The sequence below is a fragment of the Caldalkalibacillus salinus genome (assembly GCF_016745835.1).
In the GTDB taxonomy this organism is placed as follows: Bacteria; Bacillota; Bacilli; order Caldalkalibacillales; family JCM-10596; genus Caldalkalibacillus_A; species Caldalkalibacillus_A salinus.
Genome location: NZ_JAERVL010000001.1, coordinates 288,657 through 313,218, shown reverse-complemented (window position 1 = coordinate 313,218; position 24,562 = coordinate 288,657). Strand labels below are relative to the sequence as shown.

The 24,562-nt window shown below is 42.3% G+C and carries 28 protein-coding genes; all 28 read right to left on the bottom strand.

The annotated features are described in order from the left end of the window. Positions 1-4 precede the first annotated feature (4 nt). A complete protein-coding gene (locus tag JKM87_RS01485; RefSeq protein WP_202077120.1) occupies positions 5-874 on the bottom strand; it encodes a P-loop NTPase in 870 nt (289 codons plus the stop codon). Continuing rightward, on the bottom strand, positions 858-2,102 hold the full coding sequence (gene flhF, locus JKM87_RS01480; protein ID WP_202077118.1) for a flagellar biosynthesis GTPase FlhF: 1,245 nt from the start codon (positions 2,100-2,102) through the stop codon (positions 858-860). Before flhF ends, JKM87_RS01485 begins: the two co-directional genes overlap by 17 nt. Further along, positions 2,099-4,135, bottom strand: a complete 2,037-nt coding sequence (gene flhA, locus JKM87_RS01475; RefSeq protein ID WP_202077116.1) for a flagellar biosynthesis protein FlhA — start codon at positions 4,133-4,135, stop codon at positions 2,099-2,101. Before flhA ends, flhF begins: the two co-directional genes overlap by 4 nt. Positions 4,136-4,162: 27 nt before the next feature. After that, complete coding sequence (gene flhB / locus JKM87_RS01470; protein WP_202077114.1) at positions 4,163-5,305, bottom strand: flagellar biosynthesis protein FlhB; 1,143 nt, start codon at positions 5,303-5,305, stop codon at positions 4,163-4,165. A gap of 1 nt (position 5,306) precedes the next feature. After that, positions 5,307-6,080 (bottom strand): flagellar biosynthetic protein FliR, encoded by a 774-nt coding sequence (gene fliR / locus JKM87_RS01465; protein WP_202077112.1) that lies wholly within the window; start codon positions 6,078-6,080, stop codon positions 5,307-5,309. A gap of 9 nt (positions 6,081-6,089) precedes the next feature. Beyond that, on the bottom strand, positions 6,090-6,359 hold the full coding sequence (fliQ, locus tag JKM87_RS01460; protein WP_202077109.1) for a flagellar biosynthesis protein FliQ: 270 nt from the start codon (positions 6,357-6,359) through the stop codon (positions 6,090-6,092). A 25-nt stretch (positions 6,360-6,384) separates the two neighbouring features. Continuing rightward, positions 6,385-7,095: a flagellar type III secretion system pore protein FliP gene (gene fliP, locus JKM87_RS01455; RefSeq protein WP_419761832.1), complete on the bottom strand. Its 711-nt coding sequence runs from the start codon at positions 7,093-7,095 to the stop codon at positions 6,385-6,387. After that, positions 7,086-7,823 carry a flagellar biosynthetic protein FliO gene (locus JKM87_RS01450; protein WP_202077105.1) on the bottom strand — a complete coding sequence of 246 codons (738 nt, stop codon included), beginning with the start codon at positions 7,821-7,823 and terminating at the stop codon, positions 7,086-7,088. The genes fliP and JKM87_RS01450 overlap by 10 nt, the downstream gene beginning before the upstream one ends. Before the next feature lie 36 nt (positions 7,824-7,859). Further along, positions 7,860-8,219, bottom strand: coding sequence for a response regulator (locus JKM87_RS01445; protein ID WP_202077103.1), 360 nt, complete (start codon positions 8,217-8,219; stop codon positions 7,860-7,862). Positions 8,220-8,256: 37 nt separating this feature from the next. After that, a complete protein-coding gene (gene fliY, locus JKM87_RS01440; RefSeq protein ID WP_202077101.1) occupies positions 8,257-9,432 on the bottom strand; it encodes a flagellar motor switch phosphatase FliY in 1,176 nt (391 codons plus the stop codon). Beyond that, positions 9,422-10,423, bottom strand: a complete 1,002-nt coding sequence (gene fliM / locus JKM87_RS01435; RefSeq protein ID WP_202077099.1) for a flagellar motor switch protein FliM — start codon at positions 10,421-10,423, stop codon at positions 9,422-9,424. Before fliM ends, fliY begins: the two co-directional genes overlap by 11 nt. Positions 10,424-10,465: 42 nt before the next feature. Then, positions 10,466-10,924 (bottom strand): flagellar basal body-associated FliL family protein, encoded by a 459-nt coding sequence (locus JKM87_RS01430; RefSeq protein ID WP_202077097.1) that lies wholly within the window; start codon positions 10,922-10,924, stop codon positions 10,466-10,468. After that, positions 10,914-11,132 carry a flagellar FlbD family protein gene (locus JKM87_RS01425; protein WP_202077096.1) on the bottom strand — a complete coding sequence of 73 codons (219 nt, stop codon included), beginning with the start codon at positions 11,130-11,132 and terminating at the stop codon, positions 10,914-10,916. Before JKM87_RS01425 ends, JKM87_RS01430 begins: the two co-directional genes overlap by 11 nt. Before the next feature lie 40 nt (positions 11,133-11,172). Next, positions 11,173-11,991, bottom strand: coding sequence for a flagellar hook-basal body complex protein (locus JKM87_RS01420; RefSeq protein WP_202077093.1), 819 nt, complete (start codon positions 11,989-11,991; stop codon positions 11,173-11,175). A gap of 142 nt (positions 11,992-12,133) precedes the next feature. Then, positions 12,134-12,538, bottom strand: a complete 405-nt coding sequence (locus tag JKM87_RS18005; RefSeq protein ID WP_202077091.1) for a TIGR02530 family flagellar biosynthesis protein — start codon at positions 12,536-12,538, stop codon at positions 12,134-12,136. Further along, the gene (gene flgD, locus JKM87_RS01410; protein WP_202077089.1) at positions 12,535-13,065 is read right to left on the bottom strand and encodes a flagellar hook assembly protein FlgD; all 531 of its coding nucleotides are present in this window, start codon (positions 13,063-13,065) and stop codon (positions 12,535-12,537) included. Before flgD ends, JKM87_RS18005 begins: the two co-directional genes overlap by 4 nt. A gap of 17 nt (positions 13,066-13,082) precedes the next feature. Continuing rightward, entirely contained in the window at positions 13,083-14,528 is a 1,446-nt protein-coding gene (locus JKM87_RS01405) for a flagellar hook-length control protein FliK (protein WP_202077087.1), read from the bottom strand. An 87-nt stretch (positions 14,529-14,615) separates the two neighbouring features. Then, positions 14,616-15,515 (bottom strand): MotE family protein, encoded by a 900-nt coding sequence (locus JKM87_RS01400; RefSeq protein WP_202077085.1) that lies wholly within the window; start codon positions 15,513-15,515, stop codon positions 14,616-14,618. Then, positions 15,502-15,975: a flagellar export protein FliJ gene (gene fliJ, locus JKM87_RS01395; protein WP_202077083.1), complete on the bottom strand. Its 474-nt coding sequence runs from the start codon at positions 15,973-15,975 to the stop codon at positions 15,502-15,504. The genes JKM87_RS01400 and fliJ overlap by 14 nt, the downstream gene beginning before the upstream one ends. 3 nt (positions 15,976-15,978) lie before the next feature. Continuing rightward, the gene (gene fliI, locus JKM87_RS01390; RefSeq protein WP_202077081.1) at positions 15,979-17,307 is read right to left on the bottom strand and encodes a flagellar protein export ATPase FliI; all 1,329 of its coding nucleotides are present in this window, start codon (positions 17,305-17,307) and stop codon (positions 15,979-15,981) included. Further along, the gene (locus JKM87_RS01385; RefSeq protein ID WP_202077079.1) at positions 17,304-18,119 is read right to left on the bottom strand and encodes a FliH/SctL family protein; all 816 of its coding nucleotides are present in this window, start codon (positions 18,117-18,119) and stop codon (positions 17,304-17,306) included. The genes fliI and JKM87_RS01385 overlap by 4 nt, the downstream gene beginning before the upstream one ends. Next, complete coding sequence (fliG, locus tag JKM87_RS01380; RefSeq protein ID WP_202077077.1) at positions 18,112-19,125, bottom strand: flagellar motor switch protein FliG; 1,014 nt, start codon at positions 19,123-19,125, stop codon at positions 18,112-18,114. The genes JKM87_RS01385 and fliG overlap by 8 nt, the downstream gene beginning before the upstream one ends. 6 nt (positions 19,126-19,131) lie before the next feature. Further along, the gene (gene fliF / locus JKM87_RS01375) at positions 19,132-20,730 is read right to left on the bottom strand and encodes a flagellar basal-body MS-ring/collar protein FliF (RefSeq protein WP_202077075.1); all 1,599 of its coding nucleotides are present in this window, start codon (positions 20,728-20,730) and stop codon (positions 19,132-19,134) included. A 22-nt stretch (positions 20,731-20,752) separates the two neighbouring features. Further along, entirely contained in the window at positions 20,753-21,052 is a 300-nt protein-coding gene (gene fliE, locus JKM87_RS01370; protein ID WP_202078012.1) for a flagellar hook-basal body complex protein FliE, read from the bottom strand. Positions 21,053-21,089: 37 nt separating this feature from the next. Next, entirely contained in the window at positions 21,090-21,545 is a 456-nt protein-coding gene (gene flgC / locus JKM87_RS01365) for a flagellar basal body rod protein FlgC (protein WP_202077072.1), read from the bottom strand. Positions 21,546-21,551: 6 nt separating this feature from the next. Then, positions 21,552-21,956, bottom strand: a complete 405-nt coding sequence (gene flgB, locus JKM87_RS01360; RefSeq protein WP_202077070.1) for a flagellar basal body rod protein FlgB — start codon at positions 21,954-21,956, stop codon at positions 21,552-21,554. Between the two features lie 385 nt (positions 21,957-22,341). After that, the gene (codY, locus tag JKM87_RS01355) at positions 22,342-23,118 is read right to left on the bottom strand and encodes a GTP-sensing pleiotropic transcriptional regulator CodY (protein WP_202077068.1); all 777 of its coding nucleotides are present in this window, start codon (positions 23,116-23,118) and stop codon (positions 22,342-22,344) included. Positions 23,119-23,160: 42 nt separating this feature from the next. Then, the gene (hslU, locus tag JKM87_RS01350; protein WP_272899160.1) at positions 23,161-24,561 is read right to left on the bottom strand and encodes an ATP-dependent protease ATPase subunit HslU; all 1,401 of its coding nucleotides are present in this window, start codon (positions 24,559-24,561) and stop codon (positions 23,161-23,163) included. Between the last annotated feature and the right edge of the window lies 1 nt (position 24,562).

Sequence of the window (24,562 nt, the reverse complement as noted above, 5' to 3'; positions counted from 1 at the left end):
ACCCTTAAATGGACTGCTTCAATATTTTCTTTATGAAGCCTTTAATACCTGGGTGTGAAGCAGTAGGCATGTCCAGATAATGACGACAGATGTTAAGTATCGCTTTTGAAGCTACTGTGATAGGTGACAGCAGTAGAAATGGATGTTGCTTTTTCACCGCTTTTAATACGTTTGGATCGTCTTGTATGTGGCCTAATATTGTAACCTCTTTGTCTAAAAATTGCCTGGTGACCATTTTTAATTTTTCACCAGTTGATTTACCTTCAGCCATTGATGTACATCGATTGATCACGAGTTGCACATGGGCGTGATCGTCGTTAAGATAAATCATTTTTAGTACGGCATAAGCGTCCGTGATGGCTGTTGGTTCAGGTGTTGTTACGATAATGACGTCATCAGCTGCTAAGATAAATCGTAATGAATCATGGCTGATGCCTGCTCCCGTATCAAGGATAATATAATCAACGTTGTTGTGTAGTTGGAGTAATTCCTGTATCAACTTTTGAACCTTTGCTTCGTTCATTTGCAAAAGATGCTGAAAACCTGAACCACCAGCCACGAATTGCACACCCATTGGCCCATCCTCAACGATATCCCAGATCGACAGCTCTTCCTCAACCATATCAGTCAATGTTCTTTTGGGATTGACACCCATTAAGACATCCAGATTGGCTAGTCCAATGTCTAAATCAAAAATCATCACCTTTTTGCCTTGTTGGGCTAACCCTATAGCAAAGTTAAGAGAGAAGTTAGACTTACCCACCCCACCTTTACCACTACACACGGTAATGACTTTCGTTTTCTGTGCGTCTGTATGTGTCGATTCTTGAGGTTGGAGGAGCCTTTCTCTTAATTTTTCAGCTTGATCTCTCACGAACATCGTCTCCCATTATCAAATCTGTAATGATTTCAGGGGATGCCTTCAGAATATCATCCGGTACGTCCTGTCCATTTGTTAAATAGGTCAGCGGATACGCACATTCGTGTAATAAGTTGATAATGGTGCCGTACGTATGCGTTTCATCCACCTTAGTCAAGATGAATTGATCGATAGAAATCTGTTTGAAATTGTACGCCATTCGTTTCAAATCGTCATACTTAGTGGTCAAACTTAAAACCATATTCACTTGTATCTGTAAGTGATCCGGTAGAATGTGTTGAAGTTCATCAATGTACTCTTGCTGTAAATAGTTACGACCTGCTGTGTCCATTAGGATGATATCAACATCAGCCAATGTTTGGATGGCTTTTTCTAGTTCATCAGGTGAGAAAATCACTTCTACCGGAACGTTAAGTATGTTGGCATACGTTTTAAGTTGATCAACAGCTGCTATACGATACGTATCTGTCGTTATCAGTCCAACCTTCTTATGTTGTTTAAGCATATGCTCAGCAGCTAGCTTAGCAATGGTTGTCGTTTTGCCCACCCCGGTCGGTCCGATAAAAGCCATAATTTTAGGGCATTTATTTGAAATTCCCTGATCTTTTGGCAGCAGTTCATCCAGGTAGTGTAATAATTCTTTCCTCAAAAGACGATAAATGTGTGTATGTTCCATCCTTTCAAGGGCTTCGTGCTTTTCAAACACCCTAGAGATGAGAATGGATTTGACTTTTTCATCTACACCTTGCTCCGTTAATATGTCATACATTATGTTGTAAGGTACGGAGGCCTGATTATGCCTTACAGCTAAGGTGTTTATCGCTTCTTTCATTTCTTTTAGCTCTTGAAGAACTTGATTCTGAGACTCACTTGAATGTGTCTGTTCAGCTTGACGCTCTTTAGATTTTAAGGTGGTATCTATGCTATTGACTCCAGCATTGGTGTTTTGTAATCCTTGATGTGTGTCATATTGTCCTTTATGTGGCCAACGTCCCTCAAAAGATAAAGAAAGTGAATCACCTTTGGTATTTGTGTTATCTGTGTGCATACTATCCTGGTCTATCGCAGCGATTACTTCAATCTGCTCACGACTAAACAGTCCAAATACGCCTCCACGACGCACTTTTTTAGTATTTAATATGACAGCCTGATTCCCCAATTCATGTCGAATTTGTTGCATGGCATCGGGCAAAGAGTCTACGACGTATTTTTTTATCTTCATTCGAGATTCACCACCCCAATGCTTTGCACTTCCACTTCTGGTTCTAATTCGTTATAAGATAGAACGGGTAAATCAGACATGTAACGCTCGAGAAACTGCCTTAGATACATTCGGACAGCAGGAGACGTGAGTAGTACAGGTTGTACCCCAGTCTGTTGGACACGACTGACTTGTTCTAAAACTTGTTGATAAACGGCCTGCGACGTTTCCGGATCCAGCGAAAGAAAACTCCCTTGTTCTGTTTGTTGAATACCATCAGCTATTGTCTTTTCAAGGCTTGCCCCTGCAGTGATCACTTGTAAAGGCTGACCCTGCGTTGCATACTGACTAGTCATTTGTCTGGATAATGCTTGGCGCACGTACTCCGTTAGAATACCATGATCTCTCATGGTTTCCGCATAATCTGCTAAGGTCTCAAGAATGACAGTAAGGTTGCGAATAGACACTTTCTCTCGCAATAAATTCATTAAAACCTTTTGTACATCCCCAATACTAAGCTTGTCTGGAATAAGTTCCTCTACAACTGCCGGTGCCGATTCCTTCACGTGGTCAATAAGTGATTTAACTTCCTGCCGACCCAATAACTCATGTGCATGTTTCTTAATCATTTCTGTTAAATGCGTTGAGACTACAGACGGAGGATCAACAACCGTATATCCAGACATTTCTGCCTGGTCTTTCATTTGATCATTGACCCATAACGCAGGTAAACCGAAGGCAGGCTCCACCGTTTCGATCCCTTTAACACTTTCGTCTTCTACACCCGGGCTCATGGCGAGATAATGATCCAATAACAACTCACCACGGGCCACCTGATTGCCTTTGATCTTAATGACATATTCATTAGGCTGTAGCTGAATATTGTCCCTTATCCGGATCACAGGTACAACGACACCCAACTCTATCGCACACTGCCTACGTATCATAATGACGCGGTCCAATAGGTCCCCACCTTGATTTGTATCTGCTAGCGGTATGAGACCATAGCCAAACTCAAATTCAATGGGATCAACGTCAAGCAGATTCATGACACTCTCTGGGCTCCGCACTTCCTCGAGCTCTTGTTCTTCCTCTTCTACACTGAGTTCTTCCTCAGAGCGTTGCAAGCTCTTCTGCAATTGGTAGCTCCCAAACGCGATGCCTCCGGCTAGAGAAAACGGTATGATCGGGTTTACAGTAGGGAGCAATCCGAAGATCGCTATGAATCCCGCGACGACATAAAGCAATTTTGGGTAAGCGAATAATTGTTTCGTCAGATCCGAACCAAGATTACCTTCCGAGGTTGCCCTCGTAACGATAATCCCTGTCGCGGTAGAGATAAGTAAAGCTGGAATTTGGCTGACAAGCCCATCCCCTATTGAAAGGCGCGTATAAACATTAACTGATTCATTAAGCCCCATATCATTGACTGTCATCCCAACCATAATACCACCCAGGATGTTAATGATGGTAATCACGATTGCAGCAATGGCGTCACCTTTTACGAACTTACTGGCCCCATCCATTGCACCATAGAAATCCGCTTCTCTTTCTATTTTTTCACGGCGTTCTTTCGCTTCTTTCTCAGAAATTAAACCAGCATTTAAGTCTGCATCGATGGCCATTTGCTTACCTGGCATCGCATCAAGTGTAAATCTAGCACCGACTTCAGCGACACGTTCCGATCCTTTCGTTATAACGATAAATTGGATGACGATTAAAATGAGGAATACGATAAAACCGATGAGCGCACTCCCACTTACAACGAAGTCACCAAAAGTCTCAATCAAATCACCTGCTTCAGCATTAGACAATATCGAACGAGTCGTTGACACGTTTAATGCTAATCGAAAAAGTGTCGTTAAAAGTAGCAGTGAAGGAAAGATAGAAAACTGTAAAGGTTCTTTTGTATTCATAGCCACGAGTATGATCGTTAATGAAAGTGATAAATTAAGAAAGATTAAAACGTTTAAGATGCCTGGCGGAAGAGGGACAACCATCATGATGATAATCATAATGATGGACATAAGTACGATATAATCTCTCGCTACCATTTTGCCTCCTCCTCTCGATGTACGCTTCTACACTTTTCCTTTCAAACGATAAACATACGCTAGAACCTCTGCTACCGTTTGATATAATTCTTCTGGTACCACTTCCCCAATTTCCACTTGTTGATAGAGTGTTCGTGCTAGTGGTTTATTTTCCATTGTGGTAATACGATGTTCTTCAGCCATCGCTTTAATTCTCATAGCCACTTGATCTTGTCCCTTGGCTATGACCGTGGGCGCATCCATCTCTTCCTCATCGTATTGGATGGCGATGGCGTAATGCGTTGGGTTAGTGATAACGACATCCGCCTTAGGTACTTCCTGCATCATTCTTTTCATTGCCATCTGGCGTTGCCGCTCTTTGATTTTGGACTTAATTAATGGGTCACCCTCGGTTTTTTTATGTTCATCTTTAATGTCCTTCTTAGACATCTTATTTTGTTTCTCAAAATCGTAACGCTGATAAATGTAATCCATCGCCGCAATAAATAGCAACATGACTGAGACGATTAAACCAATCTGCAAGGTCAAGCCACCAATATATGAAAGGCCATGTCCCACATCTTTTTGTGATAGTTGTAGAATGTCGTGACGCTTAGACCAGAGTAGTGTAAAGGTCACAAACGAAATGAGAGAAATCTTAAAAATTGATTTTAAGAATTCAACTAGCGCTCTCGCTGAAAAAATACGTTTGAATCCTTTAATAGGATTGATCCGTTCGGGCTTCATTTTAAGTGGGTCTGTTGCAAAAAGGAATCCCACCTGTATGTAATTCCCTAGTACTCCCGCGAATAGAGACATAAGCATCATAGGGGCGACCACCTTTGTCGCTTCTAACGAAAGGGTCTGAAAAATATAAGCTGTTGAATGCTCGGTTAATTTCCAATTTAAAAATTCACCGTAAGTGATCGTGAAAATATCGACGAAGCGCTCATATAGCCATCCACCTATAAAGAAAAGTAAAAGAAAAACAAATAGCATGATGAAAGCTGTTGGTATTTCTGCACTCTTGGCCACTTGCCCTTTTTTACGTATCTCTTGTTTCTTTTTGGGTGTTGCTTTCTCCGTTTTTTCTTCCGCAAACAACTGTAGGTTTGTCGGTCTTAGTGTCGGTTCAATTGTCGATTCTAGTGTCGGTTTCCTATGACGTTGTCCTTGGTCGTTGGCACTCATATTAAGCTCCTATAAGGGTTAATAAATCTGACATAGCCTGGACCATCTCTCCTATCAACGCTTGTAAAAGATAGAAAAATATAGGCAAGGTCAACAAGAGCATGACAAACCCGATAAAAATCTTTAGCGGAAGGCCGACAACAAAAACGTTGAGTTGCGGTATGGTTCTAGCAATAATCCCCAAAGTGACATCAACTAAAAAAAGCGCACCTACTATCGGCAATGATAGTTGAAAGGCAATAAGAAACATCTGGACAAAAAGGGTTGTTATGAAGTAGGCCACTTGCTCATGTCCTAAGGAAACAAAGTACTGTTCCAATCCTACAAAACGATAGCTACGAACGATGCCTTCTATCATTAAATGATGTCCGTTTACTGCAAGTAAGAACAGCATGGCGAGCGTGTATTTAAAATTACCGATAATCGGGATTTGAGCCCCCGTTTGAGGATCTACAACATTAGCGATGGCAAAACCCATTTGGAAATCAATAAACGCCCCGGCTATTTGAATGGTATATAAAACAAGTGCTGCAACAAAGCCTAATGCCAATCCAATCAAAGCTTCCTTGACCACAAAGCCGAGTATAGCCATATTAATCGGTATGTCAGCTGGTCCTACCGTTGGCATGATAACTAGTGTGAGAAAGAAGGCCAGTCCAATTTTGAATGTGTTAGGCAACCCACTCAGACTGAAAATAGGGGCCGCTGTAAAAAACGTTGTAAGTCTGACAAGAACAAGCAAGAAGGTTGGTAACCATTCTAGAACTAGAGTCATAGGCTCGTTCTACCCGATAAAATGGTGTATATCTTGGTATAAGGACTGTGTGAAATCTAGGATGACACTTAGCATCCATGGACCGAACACCACGAGTGATACGAGGACGGCTATTATTTTAGGTACAAAAGCCAATGTTTGTTCTTGTATTTGGGTTGTTGCTTGAAAGATACTGACCACTAAACCAACACCTAAAGCCATAAGCAACAATGGTGCAGACACTAACAATATAGTAAAAACAGCCTGTTCGGCCAATTTAATCACAGTATCCGCTGACATGTATGACACTCCTTCGCCTGATGTGTTAAAAACTGAGCAGCAAGGATTGGACGACAAGATACCATCCATCAACCAAGACAAATAACAATATCTTAAACGGTAATGAAATCATAACGGGTGGTAACATCATCATCCCCATGGCCATTAACGTACTCGCCACGATCATATCGATAATCAGAAAGGGTACAAAAATCAAAAAGCCAATCTGAAACGCTGTTTTTAACTCACTGATCATAAATGCGGGTACCAAAACATGCAGTGGTATATCATCTAGCGATGTGGGTCTTTCCATCTCGTTATAATTCATAAACAAGGCGAGGTCTTTCTCTCGCGTATGAGTGGCCATAAATTCCTTTAGTGGTACCACGGCGATTTCAAGCGCTTCGGATTGTGACATCTCTTCTTCGAGATACGGTTGTAAGGCCGATTCATTGATTTCAGCAAGAATCGGTGACATTACAAAAAAAGTGAGAAACAAAGCCAATCCGACAATGACTTGGTTAGGTGGCATGGTTTGGGTTGCCAATGACGTCCTGACAAATGAAAGTACGACAACGATACGTGTGAAGCACGTCATCATAATCAGGATAGCAGGCGCTAATGACAAGATGGTTAACATGATGAGTAACTGTAAAGTTACAGCCACATCGGACGGCTCACTCGAACCCTCAACGTCAAGATTAAAACCGGGTATAGGGATGTCTGTCACCGCAATAAAAACTTCGTTCAAGACGATCGACCTTCTTTATCTACTGAGTCTGTACGCTCTTTGATGTAAGATGTCATTTGACTTCTCTTTTCCTTCTGCTTCTGTAAGCTTTTCTCAAGCAAGGAGTGAAACGGCTGTTGCTCGCTCTCGCTGTTTTTATTTTGCCTTTGGAACAGTGAGAATCTTTCAAGAAAAGGTGTACTGACTATCGATTGTTGCTCTTCTAGGTCCTTTGTAATCTTATCCATCTGGTCAGGATCATCAATTTCCTTTAACAAACTGACCGAATCCCCTACCCCGATAAGATACATCCGCCCACCAACTTCAATTAATTGGACAGATTTGTTTGGCCCTACGGCAACAGACCCAAGATTGTTAAATAGCTGGTGGTGTTGTAGCTTTCTTTGGTTCATTGATAGAAAACGAACCAAGCCGTAAATCATGAGTCCTACAATAGCGGTATAGAATAGCATTTTCAGAACTAAAATAGTGGGGTGATCTTGCCAATTGGTCCTATCACTAGGAGACGCATCGGAACCCAATTCCGTTTCATTCGGCTCCCTTGAGTCCTGTGATGTATCCGGCTCATCATGACCTTCTTCGAACATATCACCCACATGTCGTTCGCTATTTTGGTTCAAGTCAGATGGCTCTTCCTGCGTACAACCCATCATGACAGTCATTGACAACGTCACGATTATAAACAGCAACACCAGCTTACGAGTCCATGATTTATAACTGTGCTGTATCATCATGTTGTACACCCTTTCCACCTTCTCATCTTCCTTGTATTAACCTAACGTTTTACTCACTGCTTCTAACACACGTTCTGCTTGGAAAGGCTTAACGATAAAGTCCTTCGCTCCTGCTTGTATAGCATCAATAACCATGGCCTGCTGCCCCATTGCAGAACACATAATAACTTTTGAATTTGAATCCATTTGCTTAATTTCTTTTAAAGCTGTAATACCATCCATTTCTGGCATCGTGATGTCCATTGTCACTAGATCTGGACTTAGTTCCTTATACTTTTCAACGGCTTGCACTCCATCAGCAGCCTCACCTACAACCTCAAACCCATTCTTATTTAAAATTTCTTTGATCATCATTCTCATAAAAGCAGCGTCGTCTACAATTAATATTTTTGACATTGTTTATTTCCTCCCTCAAGTTCTAAATCCATTCTTTTTATTGTAGTTTTTGTATACGATCCCATTGACTGAGAATATCTGTTACCCTTACACCGAAGTTCTCCTCTATAACCACCACTTCCCCTTTCGCGATCAGCTTATTATTAACCAATATATCAACCGGTTCTCCTGCTAGCTTATCTAGTTCTAGGATGGAACCAGGTGATAACTCTAGTATATCTTTTATCAATTTTTTAGTACGACCGAGTTCAACGGTCACTTCTAATGGTATATCCATTAATAGATTCAAATTCTGTACTTCTCCGCTTTTTTGTTGTGGTTGACTAAAGTCAGTAAATTGTGCAGATTGTACATTTGTAGCTCGCTGATTCATTGCACCACTTGGCTGCGGAGGAGGCCCTTGTGACTGTGACATCATAAGCTGTTCTGCTTCCATGTCAGTCGATTGTTGCCCTGCTGTAACATACTCTTGTTGGATATTGGCTTTAGTACTGCTCTCTTGCTCTACAGAAATAGGTTCATCCTTATGAGTACGAGGTGATTGCTCTTCCTCTCCACTCATTAATTCCTGTACCATTTCCTTGGCAAAGGGGACTGGAATGAGTTGCATGATATTTGAATCTATTAATTGACCTATTTTAAGTCGAAATGACACTTTTATTAAATGATTGTCTTCAATATCATGCTGGTCCTCTTCACTAGGATCAAATACATCAACACCCGGTGGAGAGATATCCACTCTCTTACTAAATACGGTTGACATTGAAGTAGCAGCAGACCCCATCATCTGATTCATGGCTTCTTGAACAGCACTGATATGCATATCACTTAGCTCACTCGGCGAACTCCCATCACCTCCTAACATCAAGTCAGCAATTATCTTGGCGTCCTCTGTCTTCATGACGAGTAGATTAACTCCCTTAAAGCCTTCTGTGTAATTTACGTGAATGGCAACATGAGGCTTAGGGAACTCATCCGCTAAGGATTCTCTACGGACTGTTGATAATCTTGGTGTCGTAATGTCAACTTTTTGATCTAGTAAAGTAGATAATGCAGTAGAGGCACTGCCAAAGCTAATATTGCCGATCTCACCAAGTGCATCTTGTTCAATGGCTGAGATAAAATGATCAATCGTGTACGTCTCATCCGAATCATCATCAGAATGTTTCAACAGCGCATCAATTTCATCTTGGGATAGCATATCATTCGTCATAAAAATCGCCTCCCTCCTCTTCAACCGCTTCTAAAACCTGGACGGCCATTTTTCCTTTATAGTTACCAGGTTGGGCATAATATTTCACTTTGTTGCCGACTTTAAGCTGGACTGGCTCCTCAACGGTTTGATCTAAGCGAATCACATCGCCTGCACTCAGTTGTAAAAATTCATGGACATGAATATGAGATTGACCTAGCTCGGCAACAAGCGGTATCTTCGTTTTTTTAACCCGATTCTCAATCGCTTGTTGTTCTACGGGTTCCCTCGCTTTTTTCTGTGTTGATAGCCAATGGTGAGCAGATAGCTTGGGCATAATGGGCTCTAGTACAACATGTGGGATACAGAAATTAATCATTCCTGTCGCCTCTCCTATTTTTGTACTCAGTGAAATAACGGCGACAGTTTCATTTGGAGACACCATTTGTAAAAACTGTGGATTCACCTCTAACATCTCTAAATCCACTTCTAGATCTATTACGGAAGTCCAGGCTTCCTCAAACGTCTCCAACGCCTTGCTGAATATTTTTTTCATGACAATCGTCTCAATCTCAGTCAAGTCTGAAATGTTATGAGCACCATCCCCCTGTCCACCCAGCATCCGATCTAACATGGCGTAAGCGATATTTGGGTGCACCTCCATGACCATTCTTCCTTCTAAAGGCGCTGCATTGTATACATTTAGGATGGTCATTCGAGGTATAGATCGTATAAATTCGTCATACGGTAACTGATCGACTGAGGCAACAGAGATTTGGACAAACGTACGCAATTGCCCAGAAAAGTAAGTCGTGAGTAACCTTGCATAATTTTCATAGATACGAGTTAAGCTCCTAATCTGATCTTTGCTGAAGCGCAAGGCACGTTTGAAATCATAAGTTCTTACTTTTTTCTCTACGTCTTCCTTCTTCAACTCCTCAGCATCCATCTCACCTGAGGACAAAGCAGATAGTAAGGCATCTATTTCCCCTTGTGAGAGTACCTCGGCCAAAGTGTGTCACCCCCTTTGTCAGTGTGTCTGTCTAGATGTTAACTATTGAATCTTACGATCGATCGTTTGCACCCTTATGACTTTACCTGTATGCAAAATCTCGTTATAACGTTGCATAAGTTTTGCCTCTAAACGATCTATCCCTTCTTCTCCTCGAAGAGTGTCTGGTGTTTCCCCAGCAAGAACTGATATTGTGGCGGCTCTTGCTTCCATTATTCGTTTTTCGAACTCATCTTTTGACTCTTCTCCATCCATCGTGACATAAAATTCCACAATGATGAAGTCATCTGAGGCTAGATTGGTTGTGATTTGTTCTGTTCTCACACTGTAAGCATTCACCTCATCAGCCGTCAGTTCATTAGCTTGAACAGGTTGTTGTATATCTGTCCCATGTGCAGTGGTTTCAAAGGTGGTTTTCCATAGCACAAAGGCAATTCCGCCTAAAAGAGTCATACCAACGATGATAATAAGGCTCATATTAAACAGTTTGTTATTCAGCATCTGGTGTCACCTCTTTCATCTCTTGAAAGAGATTGATTTTAGCATAAAAATCAGTTGATTTCGATATGACTTCTTCAATGGATTCCTTTACGATAATTTTTCTATTCGTATATAAGGTGAGTACGGTATCTGGTGTTTCCTCCATACGCTCTATATAAATCGCATTGATCGTAATCGGTTGTCCATTCAATCTAGTCAATGTAATCATTATGTACTGGGACTGAGGCTAAGTGCCTCAGTCTTTCCTCCTATCGCTTCAAATTAACGACTTCTTGAAGCACCTCATCAGACGTCGTAATCGTTCTAGAGTTAGCCTGGAAACCACGCTGTGCAATAATCATCTCTGTAAATTCTTCTGTCAAATCAACGTTAGACATCTCTAATTGACCAGCGATAATTTGTGTCTGTCTACCTTCTGCGTCATCTAAGATCATCGGTTCAAATTCTCCTTCTGGATGTGCGTTCGCGGTTAATTCAAACATTGAACCCCCAACCTTACGTAAACCGCTAGGGTTTTGCACGAAGCCCACAACGAGCGTATCAATCACTTCCGCTTCTCCATCCTGATCTACACCAATCACATCCCCATTTCTAGCAATCTCAAATGAGACCATATCCTCATCAATGACAATAGGGCCCCCTTCACCCTGCACGAGGTAACCGTTGGAAGTGACAAGGTTCCCAGCTGCATCACGGGTGAAATTGCCTGCCCTCGTTAATAATACATCGTCAGGGTTATCACCGTCAGGGGATACAATGAAAAAGCCATCGCCTTCAATAGACAAATCGGTCATCACACCCGTAGTCATCGGAGAGCCTGGTGTATGTAAAACGTCGATAGATCCCATTGTCGTACCTAAACCTACCTGCTGTGGGTTGATTCCACCTCTTTCCATCTCCTCTGGGGCCGTCACACCAGAAAGGTTTTGACTTAAGGCGTCTTGGAAAACGGTACGGCTTTTTTTGTACCCCACTGTATTAACGTTAGATATGTTATTCCCGATGACATCAAGTTTCGTTTGAAAACCTTTCATTCCCGAAACACCTGAATACATTGAACGTAGCATAATATTCTCCTTTCAACCTGTGAGTTTTAAAACAAACAATTTTACAAGGAATATATCCTTAAGCTACGCGACACGCTGCTTCTCTCGTTCCACAACGTAGACTTCCAAAGTAGGTCCAGTCCTGCGTAGCTCTCTATGTTTTTTAGCTATTTAGCATAACGGCGCTATCAATATTCGTGATAACATGTTGTTGCATTTGTGCTTCCTCCATAGCGGTGATGACTGTGTTGTTTTTCACATTAACAACAAACGCAAGCCCATCTGCTAAAAAAAGAGATTCTTTAGCACCTTTGCTCTTTGCCATTTGTAACCCTTTGTTGAGACGCATCTGTAAATCCTCTGTTACCTCAATTCCTCTTGCATCCATCCTTTGTAGCGCGTGTTTACTAAAGGCTAGGCTGGATTGACCAGTGACTTGCGATCGTTCTAATTGCTGTTGTAATTGTTGGGCAAAGGGCTGAGAACTCGCTATTTTTTCACCTTTGGTCTTATGGTCATTCGGTAAAGGAGACGGTGCGTAAGTGTGTCCTAGTTTGACAGGTTTCACGACTTTACATTCATCCCTTCTTGATGCCCACCATCACTGTCTTCTGATGTTTGTTCTTCCTCAGCAGGATCTGTTTCAGTGTCGTCATTGGAACCTGTTGACTCCGAGACTCTCACAACACTATCAACTGATATTTGCGTTCCATCGTCTAAATCGAGTATATACTGGCCATTTTTTAAAGTGACAGCTTCAACGATTCCCTCGCCGCTGAGTGTTTCCTCATCCACAGTTTCCTCCCAAGACACCTTCTGTCCTATCATATTTGCATAGCTGGCCATAGACCCGTTGATCTGGTGGTTAAAAAATTGTTGGAGATGTTCATTCACATTCGTTAATTGCTCTAAAGAACTGAATTGTGTCATCTGAGAGATAAACTCTCTGTCCTCTAATGGTTGGAGGGGATCTTGGTTACTAAGCTGTGTGACTAATACCTTTAAAAACGCATCCTTACCAAGTTTACTGCGTTCCTCAAACGTAGGGACCCGCTCATAGTATTGATTGTTTTGAGCCGCTGTGACGTTACTCATTGTCCTGCCTCCTTTCCTTATACCGTGAAGTTAATGTTAAGATCTTGTTCATGGCCTAAAAACGCATCTTCTGCTGCATAGGATTCTGTACTTACAGTTGTATAATCATTTACTGGCCCGTCTGTTCGGTTAGGCACTTGCTCCTGGTCTTGGTGTCCCTGCTGCTGATGCCCTTGCTCCTGGTGTTGCTGCATCGCCTGCTGGCTCTGCCTTTGTTCATGGGACTGTTGTGATTGCGATTGTTGTGACACATCAATCCGCTCTACTTGTATCCCCTGGTTTAGAAGTGCTAACCTCAACTGACTCAAACCTGTTTCTAACGCATCTTTCGCTACTAAGCTTGAGGCCATAATCTGAGCATTCACTTTACCTTCAATGCTCGTTAATCTGATATCTAGATGTCCGAGATGTTCGGGGTGTAATCTGACTCTTAATTCTGACCCCTCACGAGATATTCCTTGGCTTACCCGGGTACTTAAGATCTCCCTTACATCCTGTAATAAGTGATTAAACCGGGCATTTGTATGTTCTCCTTCTGTTTGTCTTGCACCGACTGTAGCGATCTTCTGGTCAGGTGCCCTTATATACCCTTCTACAACTGCCTTATCTGTTGCTCTACTCCCCTCAGCATCCGATGTCGTGGCTCCCTGCTTCTGGTTATGAGTTATTTGATTTAAAAGAGAAACTGGGAGGAACGATGGTTGACGCCAGCTTTTCTGTACCGCTACGTTTTGCTCTATTTGTGCTGGGCTTTCAATCTTGTTAAGTGATTCAGCAAGTTTTTTTAAGGCCTGTGGGTGCTGTTTCCATTGTTGAACTGCAGCTTCAACTGTGTGTCTCAAATCAACCATATTAATAATGTTAGCGGTACGATTGGGCCCATGATTAGCCTGTTGAGCCGTGGTGTTTCTCTGTAAGCTTTGTAACACAAACGCCCATTGTTTTAGAGGACCCTGTTGTAAGAGTGGTTGATCTCCACCTTCAGTCGAACCAGTCGTTCCCATGGCTTGCATGACATGAGCAGGTAATTGGGCAACTAGATTAACGTATGGGTGGCTTGATTCACCGTCCATAGTGGCACCGACGTAATCTTCCCACTCTGTCACCAGCGCTTGCCCGTAGGCTAATAATTCTTCCACTGAGCGTAGATCCTCAGATTGAGTACTCAGCAAGAGTGAGTCACTAAGCTCTTGTAATGACGCTCCTTCAAGTCGCTCGCCCTGAACCTCAATAGGTCTCTGACCTTTTAATCCTTCACTTAACATATCGATGCCTTCAATCTGTGAGAGGAAGGCCTCTAAAGGCGTGTGTGGCCCATTTTCATCGCCCATGTTACTCTGTGTGTCGTTAGCGAGCATTCTTTGAAACGGGGAGCTATGGGTTTCATCTGAGTTGTGCGATGCTACTGCCTTCGAGTGGATAGCCAATTCACCTGTTTGCCCTGATTGTAATAAGTCAGCCATCATATTCAGCACGTTTTCTCACCCCCTTTCTATATCACATGTTGTGTATCAACCCTACCGAAGTGAACCATTTCAGGTAGCCATATTCTAGTCTATTAATGCGTTGGTATATTGTCTGGCCACATCTGTTTCCATCGCACCCATGATGGCAGAACGATGTTCGTCACTCATGGCTGATAATAGTCTAGTAGCCACAGTAAATTCTGCTTGGTTCCCACTCATGTCTTCTAATATAGCTGCTGCTTGAGCTGGTGGCAATTGGCTATATGTATTCACCATCTGATTAATAGAGATTCTTGGACTTTGGTCAAGGTTGTCACCATCTTCACCTAGCTCTTCGGCGTCTAGTAGTCCTACCATCATATGTAATCGCTCTTGTAACGCTGCAACGTCAACATCTTCAACAGTGTGCAATTCCTTAATTACAACGGTAACCTGTGCTGCAAATGAAGGGTTAAGCCGTGACATAAGAGCCGTTTGTTCCTGTGTATTCATTTCGTTTAATATTTGAGCAGCTTCTAGTAAAGTAAGATTTTCTATAATGGGTGCTGCACGACTCGCTGACATCCTGCCGTACATTCTTGCTAACTCCTGTATCTTTTCTTCGCGAGCTTCTCTTGAAATACGGTCTTCTTCTTGTTCAGCATTCAATGTTGCTATGCGTTCATTAAGTTCTGAGATTTGCTCATCTTTTTCCCTCATTTTACTTTCGAGTGCAGTGATCTCCTCTAATGTCACAGGCTGTTCATCTAGCTGTGGCTGTCTGGTTCCCTCTGTTCCCTCTAACTCCTCTGACTGTTCCGTCATATCTGTTGCTACTGATTCAAAGCCTGGAATATTACTCACCACCTGCTTAGCTGTGTCTACGACATTATACCCCAGGAACGTGAAGATAATGGCTACTAATAGTGTGGAGAAGAAAAAAGGGATGAGAATAATATAAAAGAACCATTGCAATTTGCTATACGGCTTCTCATTCTCTTTCAACTTCTTCACCTCTTGTACCCTCGAGACGACGGAAACTGTTACGCGCGAGTTCATCAAGTGCTAATTGTTCTTTTCTTTTTTGTTCTGTTACCACGTTTTCCTTATATTTCTCCTTTAGGTGCATCCACATTTTTTCTTCTTTCAACTTTTCTATTAGGACTTCCTGCTTTTTATCGACATTTTTTTTAACCGAAGCATAATGTACTTTCTCGGAAGCGAGCTTTTTCTTGAGATTTTGTCTGTACGCTTCCATCTCCTTTAATTGTTGAATCAAAATAGTCCCTTGTTTATTTTTCGACATTTTTTGATTTATCCCTGCAATTTTTTCTTCTATCTCATGAAGTTTCTTTTCAAGTCGAGATTGCTTCTGTTGTGCTCTTGCAACTTGTAATTGTGCTTGTTCTTTTTCTTTTTCCTTGACTTCAATAATCCTTTGATAGGGATAGTGGAAAGTTGCCATTTCCTATTTCCCCTTTCCACATAGTTTGATTAACTGTTGAATGCTATCCTCCAATTGCGGCTTTTCAGACGTGTCTTGTTTGAGGAAAGCTTTCAATTGCGGATGTAGCTGAACAGCGTAATCCACCTCCCGATTAGCACCCTTCTTATAAGCGCCGATTGTAATAAGATCTTCAGACTGTTCATAGATAGATAAAACCCTTTTGAATTCTTCTGCAGCCTTCTGTTGTGACTCTAATACAATGTCGTTCATCACTCTGCTGATGCTCTTCAATGGGTGTATCGCAGGGTATTGCCCACTTTGGGCTAGCTTACGCTCTAAGACGATATGACCATCAAGAATACCTCGCACTGTATCTGCGATGGGGTCATTCAGATCATCTCCGTCAACAAGCACGGTATAAAAGGCTGTGATCGTCCCTTTATGAGACGTTCCTGACCGTTCTAAAAGTCTTGGTAACTGCGCAAAAACGCTAGGCGTATAACCTTTGCTTGTTGGGGGTTCTCCTATGGCTAAACCGACTTCTCGTTGTGCCATCGCAAATCGTGTAACGGAGTCCATCATCAACATCACGTTCTTGCCTTGGTCTCTAAAATACTCCGCAATCGCTGTAGCTGTCAGGGCCCCCTTAATTCTTTGTAAGGGTGGTTGATCTGATGTCGCTGCAATCACGACCGATTTGGACAAACCTTCAGGTCCTAGATCACGCTCGATAAAATCTCTAACTTCACGTCCACGTTCTCCAATTAAGGCAATAACGTTAATGTCCGCTTCTGTATTTCTCGCAATCATACCTAGTAGGGTACTTTTACCAACACCACTACCAGCGAAAATACCAACGCGCTGGCCTTTACCTACCGTTGTCAATGCGTCAATCGAACGTATTCCGGTGGCAAGCGGTTCTTGTATGCGCTCCCGCTGCATAGGGTTAGGGGGTTTTTGATTTGTTGAAAACCCCTTCAATCCTTTGGGTAAAGGCTTTTCGTCTAGACGCTCGCCTCTGCCATTGAGAACTGAACCTAATAGTGATGACCCAACTTTAATGTGCATCGGGTGCCCTGTATTCACAACGAGACACCCAGGTCCAATTTGCTGTACATCACCGAAAGGCATAAGCAGGACTTGGGTTTTCTTAAAACCGACCACCTCTGCTTCAACATGTTTCCCATCACCGTTAGAATAGATGTAACAGATATCTCCAATGCTCGCCTCAGGACCTTCCGCGGCTATCGTTAGGCCAATGACCTGCGTGACTTTCCCTATCTGAGCTGTCATTGTTGTGTCAACGACCTTCTTATAATCTGCTAAACGGCCTAGTAGGTCAGCACTCATTGAGACACACGCTCCTCAAAGTAGTCTAGAAGCGCCTTTTTGATTTCTTCAATTTGATTATCAAAGGTGAAATCTATAGTGCCTTTAGAAGTATGTAACAAGCAACCATCCGCAACAGATTGGCTATGACTAGGTATCATTTTGAAGCGTACGTCTGGCCCCAAGCATTGTTCAAGTTCCTCCTGATAGTCAAGGATAAACGGGTATCGTTCAGCTGCCACTTCCAAGACCACTTCTTCACGCTCAGCATAGCTCTGTAACGTGTGCTGTATATATTGTTTGAAGACACCGGGATCACGTTCAAGTTCCATGTTTATTATTTTCCGGGCAATATGGGTGCTCAGCTGTAACAAGAAATGTTCAGCCTCTTCAATCAGCTTTTCTTTTTGACGATAAGCCGTTTCTACACTGTCTTTCAAATCTACCCGTTGTTGCTGTAGTTCCTGTTGTATTTTCTGGTAACCTTCTTCGTAACCCGCCTGATAGCCTAACGCCTCAGCTTCAGTTTGAACTTGAGCTACATGCTCCTTAAGTTTGGTCTTCTCGTCATGCCACCACTGTTGAATCTCTTCTTCTGCTTTTTGCTTTTGTTCTTGTATTTGAACCCGAAGTTGTTCTTTTTCGGCAAGTAACGCCTCTACTTCTAATTTCAAGCCTTCGTATTGGTCATCGGGGTCGACGATTCCCCCATCTGTCTCGGTGTCGGATTCATATGTGTCCAATGCACGATCTGCGTTGGAAAAAGAATGGGTAGGTACGAGTTTTTTAGCCTCTCCCTTGCTTTGTAAAGTGGATTTGATCAGGTTAGACAATAATATCATCTCCTCCACCACGTGCAATAATAACCTCACCCGACTCTTCTAAGCGACGAATGGTGGCCACAATTTTGGTTTGGGCTTCTTCAACATCTTTCAGCCGTACAGGTCCCATGAATTCCATCTCTTCTTTAAATGTATCAGCCATTCTCTTAGACATATTATTGAATAAAGCGTCTTTAACTTCCTCACTAGCCACTTTCAAGGCCAACATCAGGTCATCATTCTCTACATCACGTATGACACGTTGAATGGAGCGGTTATCCATCGTGACAATATCTTCGAAGACGAACATACGTTTTTTGATTTCTTCAGCCAGCTCAGGGTTCTCGACCTCTAGCGCATCTAAGATGGTACGCTCCGTACTTCGATCAACGCCGTTCAACACCTGAACAGCCGCTTCTATACCACCAGCCGTAGTATAATCCTCGGTCACAGTTGCTGAGAGTTTTTGCTCTAGGATAGATTCCACCTGACTGATCACCTCTGGGGAGGTGCTATCCATTAATGCTATTCTTTTAGCTACATCCGCTTGTTTCTCCTGCGGTAGTTCGGATAGGATTTGTGATGCTTGATCTGGCTCTAAATAAGATAAAACAAGCGCAATCGTTTGGGCATGCTCATTTTGTATAAAGTTTAGGATTTGTCCTGGATCTGCCTTTCGGGCAAAATCAAAAGGCCGCACCTGTAAAGAAGCGGTTAATCGATCAATAATACCTTGCGCTTTGTTTTCCCCTAAAGCTTTCTCCAGTATATCTTTGGCGTAAGCAATCCCGCCCTGGCTGATGTAATCTTGAGCAATGCACATCTGATTAAATTCATCTAAGATTGATTCCTTCTGTTCGGCGTCTACTTTACGTACATTAGCGATCTCCAACGTGAGCTGCTCTATTTCATCTTCATTAAGTTGTTTAAATACCTGGGCTGATACCTCAGGCCCCAAGGAGACCATCAGTAGAGCAGCCTTTTGTTTGCCATTGAGCTCTTTTGATTGTTTCGCCATGCTCACTCACCTCTCATCATCGGATAACCACGTACGCAATAGCTTTGCAAATTCCTCTGGCTTATTCTTAGCGAGACGTTCTATACGCTTTCTGCGCGCTGTTTCTTCGTTATCTTTCTCAAAGTCGTAGTCATCAACAGCTGGTTGAGTTAATGGTCTGGCGTTTAATGGTGGCTCGTCTTCCGCATTTGAACTCTTATTTCTCTTGACCAACGTGAATACTGTTCCTCCAATAGCGAAAACCGCGATGGCACCTATGAGGTATAACCAAGCTGGTGATATACCAGAGGTGTCTTCCGTTACATCTGTACGTCCGTGAAGATCTTGCGCGAGTACCGTAATTTTATCTTGTATCCACTCTTCCGGCGCCTCTTCTGGAGGAGTTGATAGATATGTACTAACCACTGAGGACAACATCGTTTGTATATCTGTAATGGTGTCTGGTGTTAAACTATCCGGATCATCGGGCACTGGCGGTTCTACACCCACGTGAATGGTCAAGTCCTCGATCGTGTACGGACTAGATTCGATCTGTCTGTGTATGCGATTCACTTCGCGATTAATGCGTTCTTCCATTCGCTCATATTCTGAATCCTGACCTTGATTTGCCCCTTGATAACCGGCGATATCTGTGCTACCTGTACCCGGTATGCCACCCGGCTCGCCTCCCTCACCAGCAAAAGTTTCCTGGATTCTTTCGATACTGATGGCGATGCCTTCATTCGTATCAGGATCGACCGGTTCGACCAGCGACTCTTCTCTTTGTTCCTGTGAGAAATCAACGTTGGCAAATACGGATACAACGACCTTATCCATTCCCATAACCGTTCCGAGCAGTGTGTGCAGTTCTCTCTGTATATCCCTTTCAATATCACGCCTAATTTGACGCTGTGTTTGATGGGTTTCTATTGTCGACTGACTATCAGAACCGGCATTGAGTTCATAAGCTCTCCAGTTATGATCCATGATCACGATATTTTCAACAGGCAGATTAGGGACACTTCGACTGATCAGATGATATAGGCCTTGAATTTGAGTCTGGTTCAAATTTAGATTCGGCCGTGTCGTTAGAACAACGGAAGCTGAAGCAGCTTCTTGATCATCAGATACAAACACACGCTCAGTTGGCATCGTAATCATGACTTGAGCTTTTTCAATACCGTCAATTTCTTCTATCAAGTATCGTATCTGGTTCTCCACCGCACCTCTATGTACAACATCAAATTGCTGATCCGTCATACCTAGTCCCATATTTTCACTAAAGGTAGAATAATTGATATTACCACTCCGTGGTATGCCTGCATGCGCTAATTCTACCTTTAACCTCGACGCTTCTGCGCTTGGCACCCTTACACTTGAACCGTCCGAAGATATATCGACTGGAATACCCTGTGATTCAATCTCGGCTACGATCTCCCCCGCTTCTGATGGAGAAAGATTTGTATAAATGGTCGTATATTCTGGTTGCGACGCCCAAAAAATAAGCATCGTAATCGAAACCAGTATGAAGAGTATAATTCCGACCACCATGAGTTGTTGATTTCTGCTCAATCCTCGCCATTGATGTCTTATGTTGTCTTTAAACTTCAGTAGTTGTTCGTTCATAAGCACTCCATCCTAATGAGACCTACACTTGCATACGCATAATTTCTTTGTAGGCTTCTACCACCTTGTTACGCGTTTCAACCGTCAGTTGTAGAGATAAATTTGCTTTCTGTGAAGCAATCATGACTGAATGTATGTCATCGACTTCACCAGTGACTAATTGTTGTGTGAGACGGTCGGATTCTAATTGTCTTTCGTTCACTTTGTTCAAAGCCTCTCTAAACACATCTTGAAACATTTGTGTCGGATGTGTTTTTGTATCCTCTTGTTTATGGTCAATCGTATTGGTGATGGTGGGTGTGATTCCGGTCACATGGCTCATCATTTAAAACCCTCCTTCATAAAATTAACTATTTAAGTTACTTACCGATTTCTAAAGCTTTCATATACATATTCTTAGAAGCGTTCATGACGGTGACGTTCGCTTCGTAAGATCGTGTAGCAGACATAAGGTCTACCATCTCTTTGGCAATATCAACGTTCGGTAACCTGACGTAGCCTTCCTCATCCGCATCTGGATGTGTCGGATCGTATACGAGCTTAAACGGCGTTTGGTCGGGCACAACTTCGGTCACCTTCACGCCTTGCGTATCACTCTGACCTTTCCCCATCGCTTTTTGCAAAAAAGAATTGAACGATGTCGCGCCTTCTGGTGCCATTCTCGTCATCTTGCGTTGGTAAGGTTGCCACTCGCCGTCGACATACTGCGCTCTCGTTGTGTTTGCATTCGCCACATTACTAGAGATGACATCCATACGGAAGCGATTGGCAGTTAACGCTGAACCGCTATTATGAATGGATTGAAATAAAGTCATCAAACACTACCTCCCTTCGCTTATCACAGTTCGCAGACTGTTTAATTTACCGTTCGCCCTATCAGTGAGAGCATTATACCAAAGTTGATTCTCCGCCATCTTCGTCATTTCAAGATCTAAATCAACGTTATTACCGTTATGGTTATATAGTGTGCCCGTTTGAGTCACCACCTGAGGTTGAAAAGGACGGTGTTGCTGTGTGCTGAACGGAATGTGTTTATCATTTGTTTGATAGCTTTTAAGATTTTTATTATCCAACGCTTTCTGTAGTTCGGATCGAAAAGATACATCCTTAGCCTTATATTGAGGGGTATCAACATTTGCAATGTTGGACGATATCACCTTTTGTCTCTGACTAGAAACATCCAATGAACGTTCTAAAGCGTTGAGCGTAGTTGAAAATAATTGCATATTAGGCCCTCCTGGTTTATTAAGCCTTTTTTCTACATGACTTCAGTTATTTATTTTTCTACAAAATTAGATAAAATTCCTGTCTTACATTGAAAATTATTTTAAAAACAGTACAAAAGAACTAGATAATTTTTCTGAATTTTTCCGAAATAGACGTTGTCGAAATAGCTCGATAAACAGTGCTATCGTATCAAATTATAACTTAAATTGTAAGTAAAAATCAGGAAAAATCATGGATGAGTACCTATAAATCCATAAAAAATGAGATAAAAAAAAACGCATGATCCGCTTGATCACGCGTTTTTAGTCGTTATTTTGTTCATGGAAGTGTACATTTTAAAATCATTGTTTAAATCTATCAGGCTTATACTGTATCGAGATCTACCTAGGACTGTTTAATCTTATCTAACTCTATCATGAGTTTTTCGTTTAATACTTTAATGTACGTCCCTTTCATTCCTAATGAACGAGACTCTATAACGCCTGCACTCTCTAGCTTACGTAAGGCATTAACTATGACAGATCGGGTAATACCGACACGATCAGCAATTTTACTTGCCACTAATAGGCCTTCCTTGCCATCTAGCTCCTCAAAGATATGTTCCACCGCTTCGAGTTCACTATAGGATAAAGAGCTAATCGCCATTTGTACGACAGCTTTGCTTCTCGCTTCTTGTTCAATCTCTTCGGCTCGTTCTCTTAAGATCTCCATTCCTACAACGGTTGCCCCGTATTCGGCCAGGATAAGATCATCCTCATCAAAGGAGTCAGTTATACGTCCGAGTACGAGAGTTCCTAGTCTTTCACCGCCTCCCACAATTGGCACAACAGTGGTTAAAGCCTTATTAAAAATATCTTTCATTTCTACTGGAAATGCTGTATATGGGCTTGTGATGTCTAAGTTCGCTGAAGTTTCTGTAATCTTGAGTATCCCTTGTGTGTACTCCTCAGGGAATTGTTTTTCTTGCAAGTAGTTCGTCATTCTTTCATTCTCAATTTCATGATAAATGGAGAAACCTAATAGTTTTCCTTTTCTACTGACGACAAAAATATTTGCGCCAATCACTTCACTGAGAACTTCCGCCATTTCCTTAAAATTAACAGGTCCTGAGACGGTTTGTAACATATTGTTAATACGTCTTGTTTTGTTTAATAAGGCCATCTTTCTTTTCCTCCTAAAATTTAAAACTTTTTTGGCTCAATGCTACAGGATGTATTGTGATAAATCTTTGTCTTGGATAACATCATCAAGTTTTTCGTGCACATATTCTGGTGTTATCGTAATCTTCTCGAGGGTGATATCCGGCGCCTCAAATGATAAATCTTCAAGAAGTTTCTCAAGAATGGTGTGTAAACGTCGCGCACCAATATTATCCGTTGTACGGTTCACTTCTGAAGCAATTTTTGCCAACTCAACTATAGCATTGTCAGAAAATTCAACTTTAATACCTTCCGTTTCTAAAAGTGCGACATATTGCTTTGTTATTGCATTTTGAGGCTCTGTTAGGATACTAACAAAATCATCTACCCCAAGATCTTGAAGTTCTACCCTGATTGGAAATCGACCTTGTAATTCTGGGATCAGGTCAGATGGTTTACTCATATGAAACGCACCTGCGGCTACAAAGAGTACGTAATCTGTTCTGACAGCACCGTATTTGGTCATCACAGTAGCCCCTTCAACGATTGGCAAGATATCGCGTTGGACCCCTTCTCGTGATACATCAGCGGACTGTGTGTTTTGACCGCTGGCGATTTTATCTATTTCATCGATAAATATCATGCCTGACTGCTCTGCACGCTGTATAGCAAGCTGATGGACTTCATCCATATCAATCAACTTCCCTGCTTCAACCTGTGTCAGTATCTTTCTAGCTTCTGACACTGGCAGTTTGCGCTTCTTTGTTTTCTTGGGCATCATTTGACCGAAGAGGTCTTGCATATTCACACCCATCTGCTCAACGCCTTGCCCTGAGAAGATTTCAAACATATTGGGTGCTTGGTCCTCCACTTCGATTTCTACCATGTGGTCTTCAAGCTCTCCAAGCTCTAGCTGGTGTTTCATTCTTCTACGCTTTTGATATAGACTTTCTTGCTCTTGTTGGGATTGCTGTTCAGTTTCATCCGCATCTTGTTGGCCGAAAAGCATCTCCATCGGATTTTTAAACGATTGCTTCGTTTTAGGTGAAGGCACAATAATTTCCGCTAACCGATTGTTGGCATTCTTTTTGGCCTGGTCTTGAACTTCTTCCATCTTCTCTTCCTTGACCATTCGTATAGCCGTCTCCACCAAATCACGAACCATAGACTCCACATCTCGCCCGACATACCCGACTTCTGTAAATTTTGTTGCCTCAATTTTGATAAAAGGTGCTCCGACTAACTTTGCCAATCTACGTGCGATTTCAGTTTTACCAACACCTGTTGGCCCCATCATGAGGATATTCTTAGGAACGATCTCATCTTGTAGGTTTGAAGGCAATAAACTTCTACGATAGCGGTTGCGTAGAGCAATCGCAACGGACTTCTTCGCCTTACTTTGACCTACAATGTATCGATCTAGCTCCGCTACAATCTCTTTAGGTGTCATCGCTCGTTTAGTCAAA

Bases quoted from the DNA above. Each gene is read 5' to 3' on its own strand.
- flhF (WP_202077118.1), bottom strand. From the start codon at position 2,102: ATGAAGATAAAAAAATACGTCGTAGACTCTTTGCCCGATGCCATGCAA.
- flhA (WP_202077116.1), bottom strand. From the start codon at position 4,135: ATGGTAGCGAGAGATTATATCGTACTTATGTCCATCATTATGATTATC.
- flhB (WP_202077114.1), bottom strand. From the start codon at position 5,305: ATGAGTGCCAACGACCAAGGACAACGTCATAGGAAACCGACACTAGAA.
- fliR (WP_202077112.1), bottom strand. From the start codon at position 6,080: ATGACTCTAGTTCTAGAATGGTTACCAACCTTCTTGCTTGTTCTTGTC.
- fliQ (WP_202077109.1), bottom strand. From the start codon at position 6,359: ATGTCAGCGGATACTGTGATTAAATTGGCCGAACAGGCTGTTTTTACT.
- JKM87_RS01450 (WP_202077105.1), bottom strand. From the start codon at position 7,823: ATGATGATACAGCACAGTTATAAATCATGGACTCGTAAGCTGGTGTTG.
- JKM87_RS01445 (WP_202077103.1), bottom strand. From the start codon at position 8,219: ATGTCAAAAATATTAATTGTAGACGACGCTGCTTTTATGAGAATGATG.
- fliY (WP_202077101.1), bottom strand. From the start codon at position 9,432: ATGACGAATGATATGCTATCCCAAGATGAAATTGATGCGCTGTTGAAA.
- JKM87_RS01430 (WP_202077097.1), bottom strand. From the start codon at position 10,924: ATGCTGAATAACAAACTGTTTAATATGAGCCTTATTATCATCGTTGGT.
- JKM87_RS01425 (WP_202077096.1), bottom strand. From the start codon at position 11,132: ATGATTACATTGACTAGATTGAATGGACAACCGATTACGATCAATGCG.
- JKM87_RS01420 (WP_202077093.1), bottom strand. From the start codon at position 11,991: ATGCTACGTTCAATGTATTCAGGTGTTTCGGGAATGAAAGGTTTTCAA.
- flgD (WP_202077089.1), bottom strand. From the start codon at position 13,065: ATGAGTAACGTCACAGCGGCTCAAAACAATCAATACTATGAGCGGGTC.
- JKM87_RS01405 (WP_202077087.1), bottom strand. From the start codon at position 14,528: ATGGCTGACTTATTACAATCAGGGCAAACAGGTGAATTGGCTATCCAC.
- fliJ (WP_202077083.1), bottom strand. From the start codon at position 15,975: ATGGCAACTTTCCACTATCCCTATCAAAGGATTATTGAAGTCAAGGAA.
- fliI (WP_202077081.1), bottom strand. From the start codon at position 17,307: ATGAGTGCTGACCTACTAGGCCGTTTAGCAGATTATAAGAAGGTCGTT.
- fliG (WP_202077077.1), bottom strand. From the start codon at position 19,125: ATGGCGAAACAATCAAAAGAGCTCAATGGCAAACAAAAGGCTGCTCTA.
- fliF (WP_202077075.1), bottom strand. From the start codon at position 20,730: ATGAACGAACAACTACTGAAGTTTAAAGACAACATAAGACATCAATGG.
- fliE (WP_202078012.1), bottom strand. From the start codon at position 21,052: ATGAGCCATGTGACCGGAATCACACCCACCATCACCAATACGATTGAC.
- flgC (WP_202077072.1), bottom strand. From the start codon at position 21,545: ATGACTTTATTTCAATCCATTCATAATAGCGGTTCAGCGTTAACTGCC.
- flgB (WP_202077070.1), bottom strand. From the start codon at position 21,956: ATGCAATTATTTTCAACTACGCTCAACGCTTTAGAACGTTCATTGGAT.
- codY (WP_202077068.1), bottom strand. From the start codon at position 23,118: ATGGCCTTATTAAACAAAACAAGACGTATTAACAATATGTTACAAACC.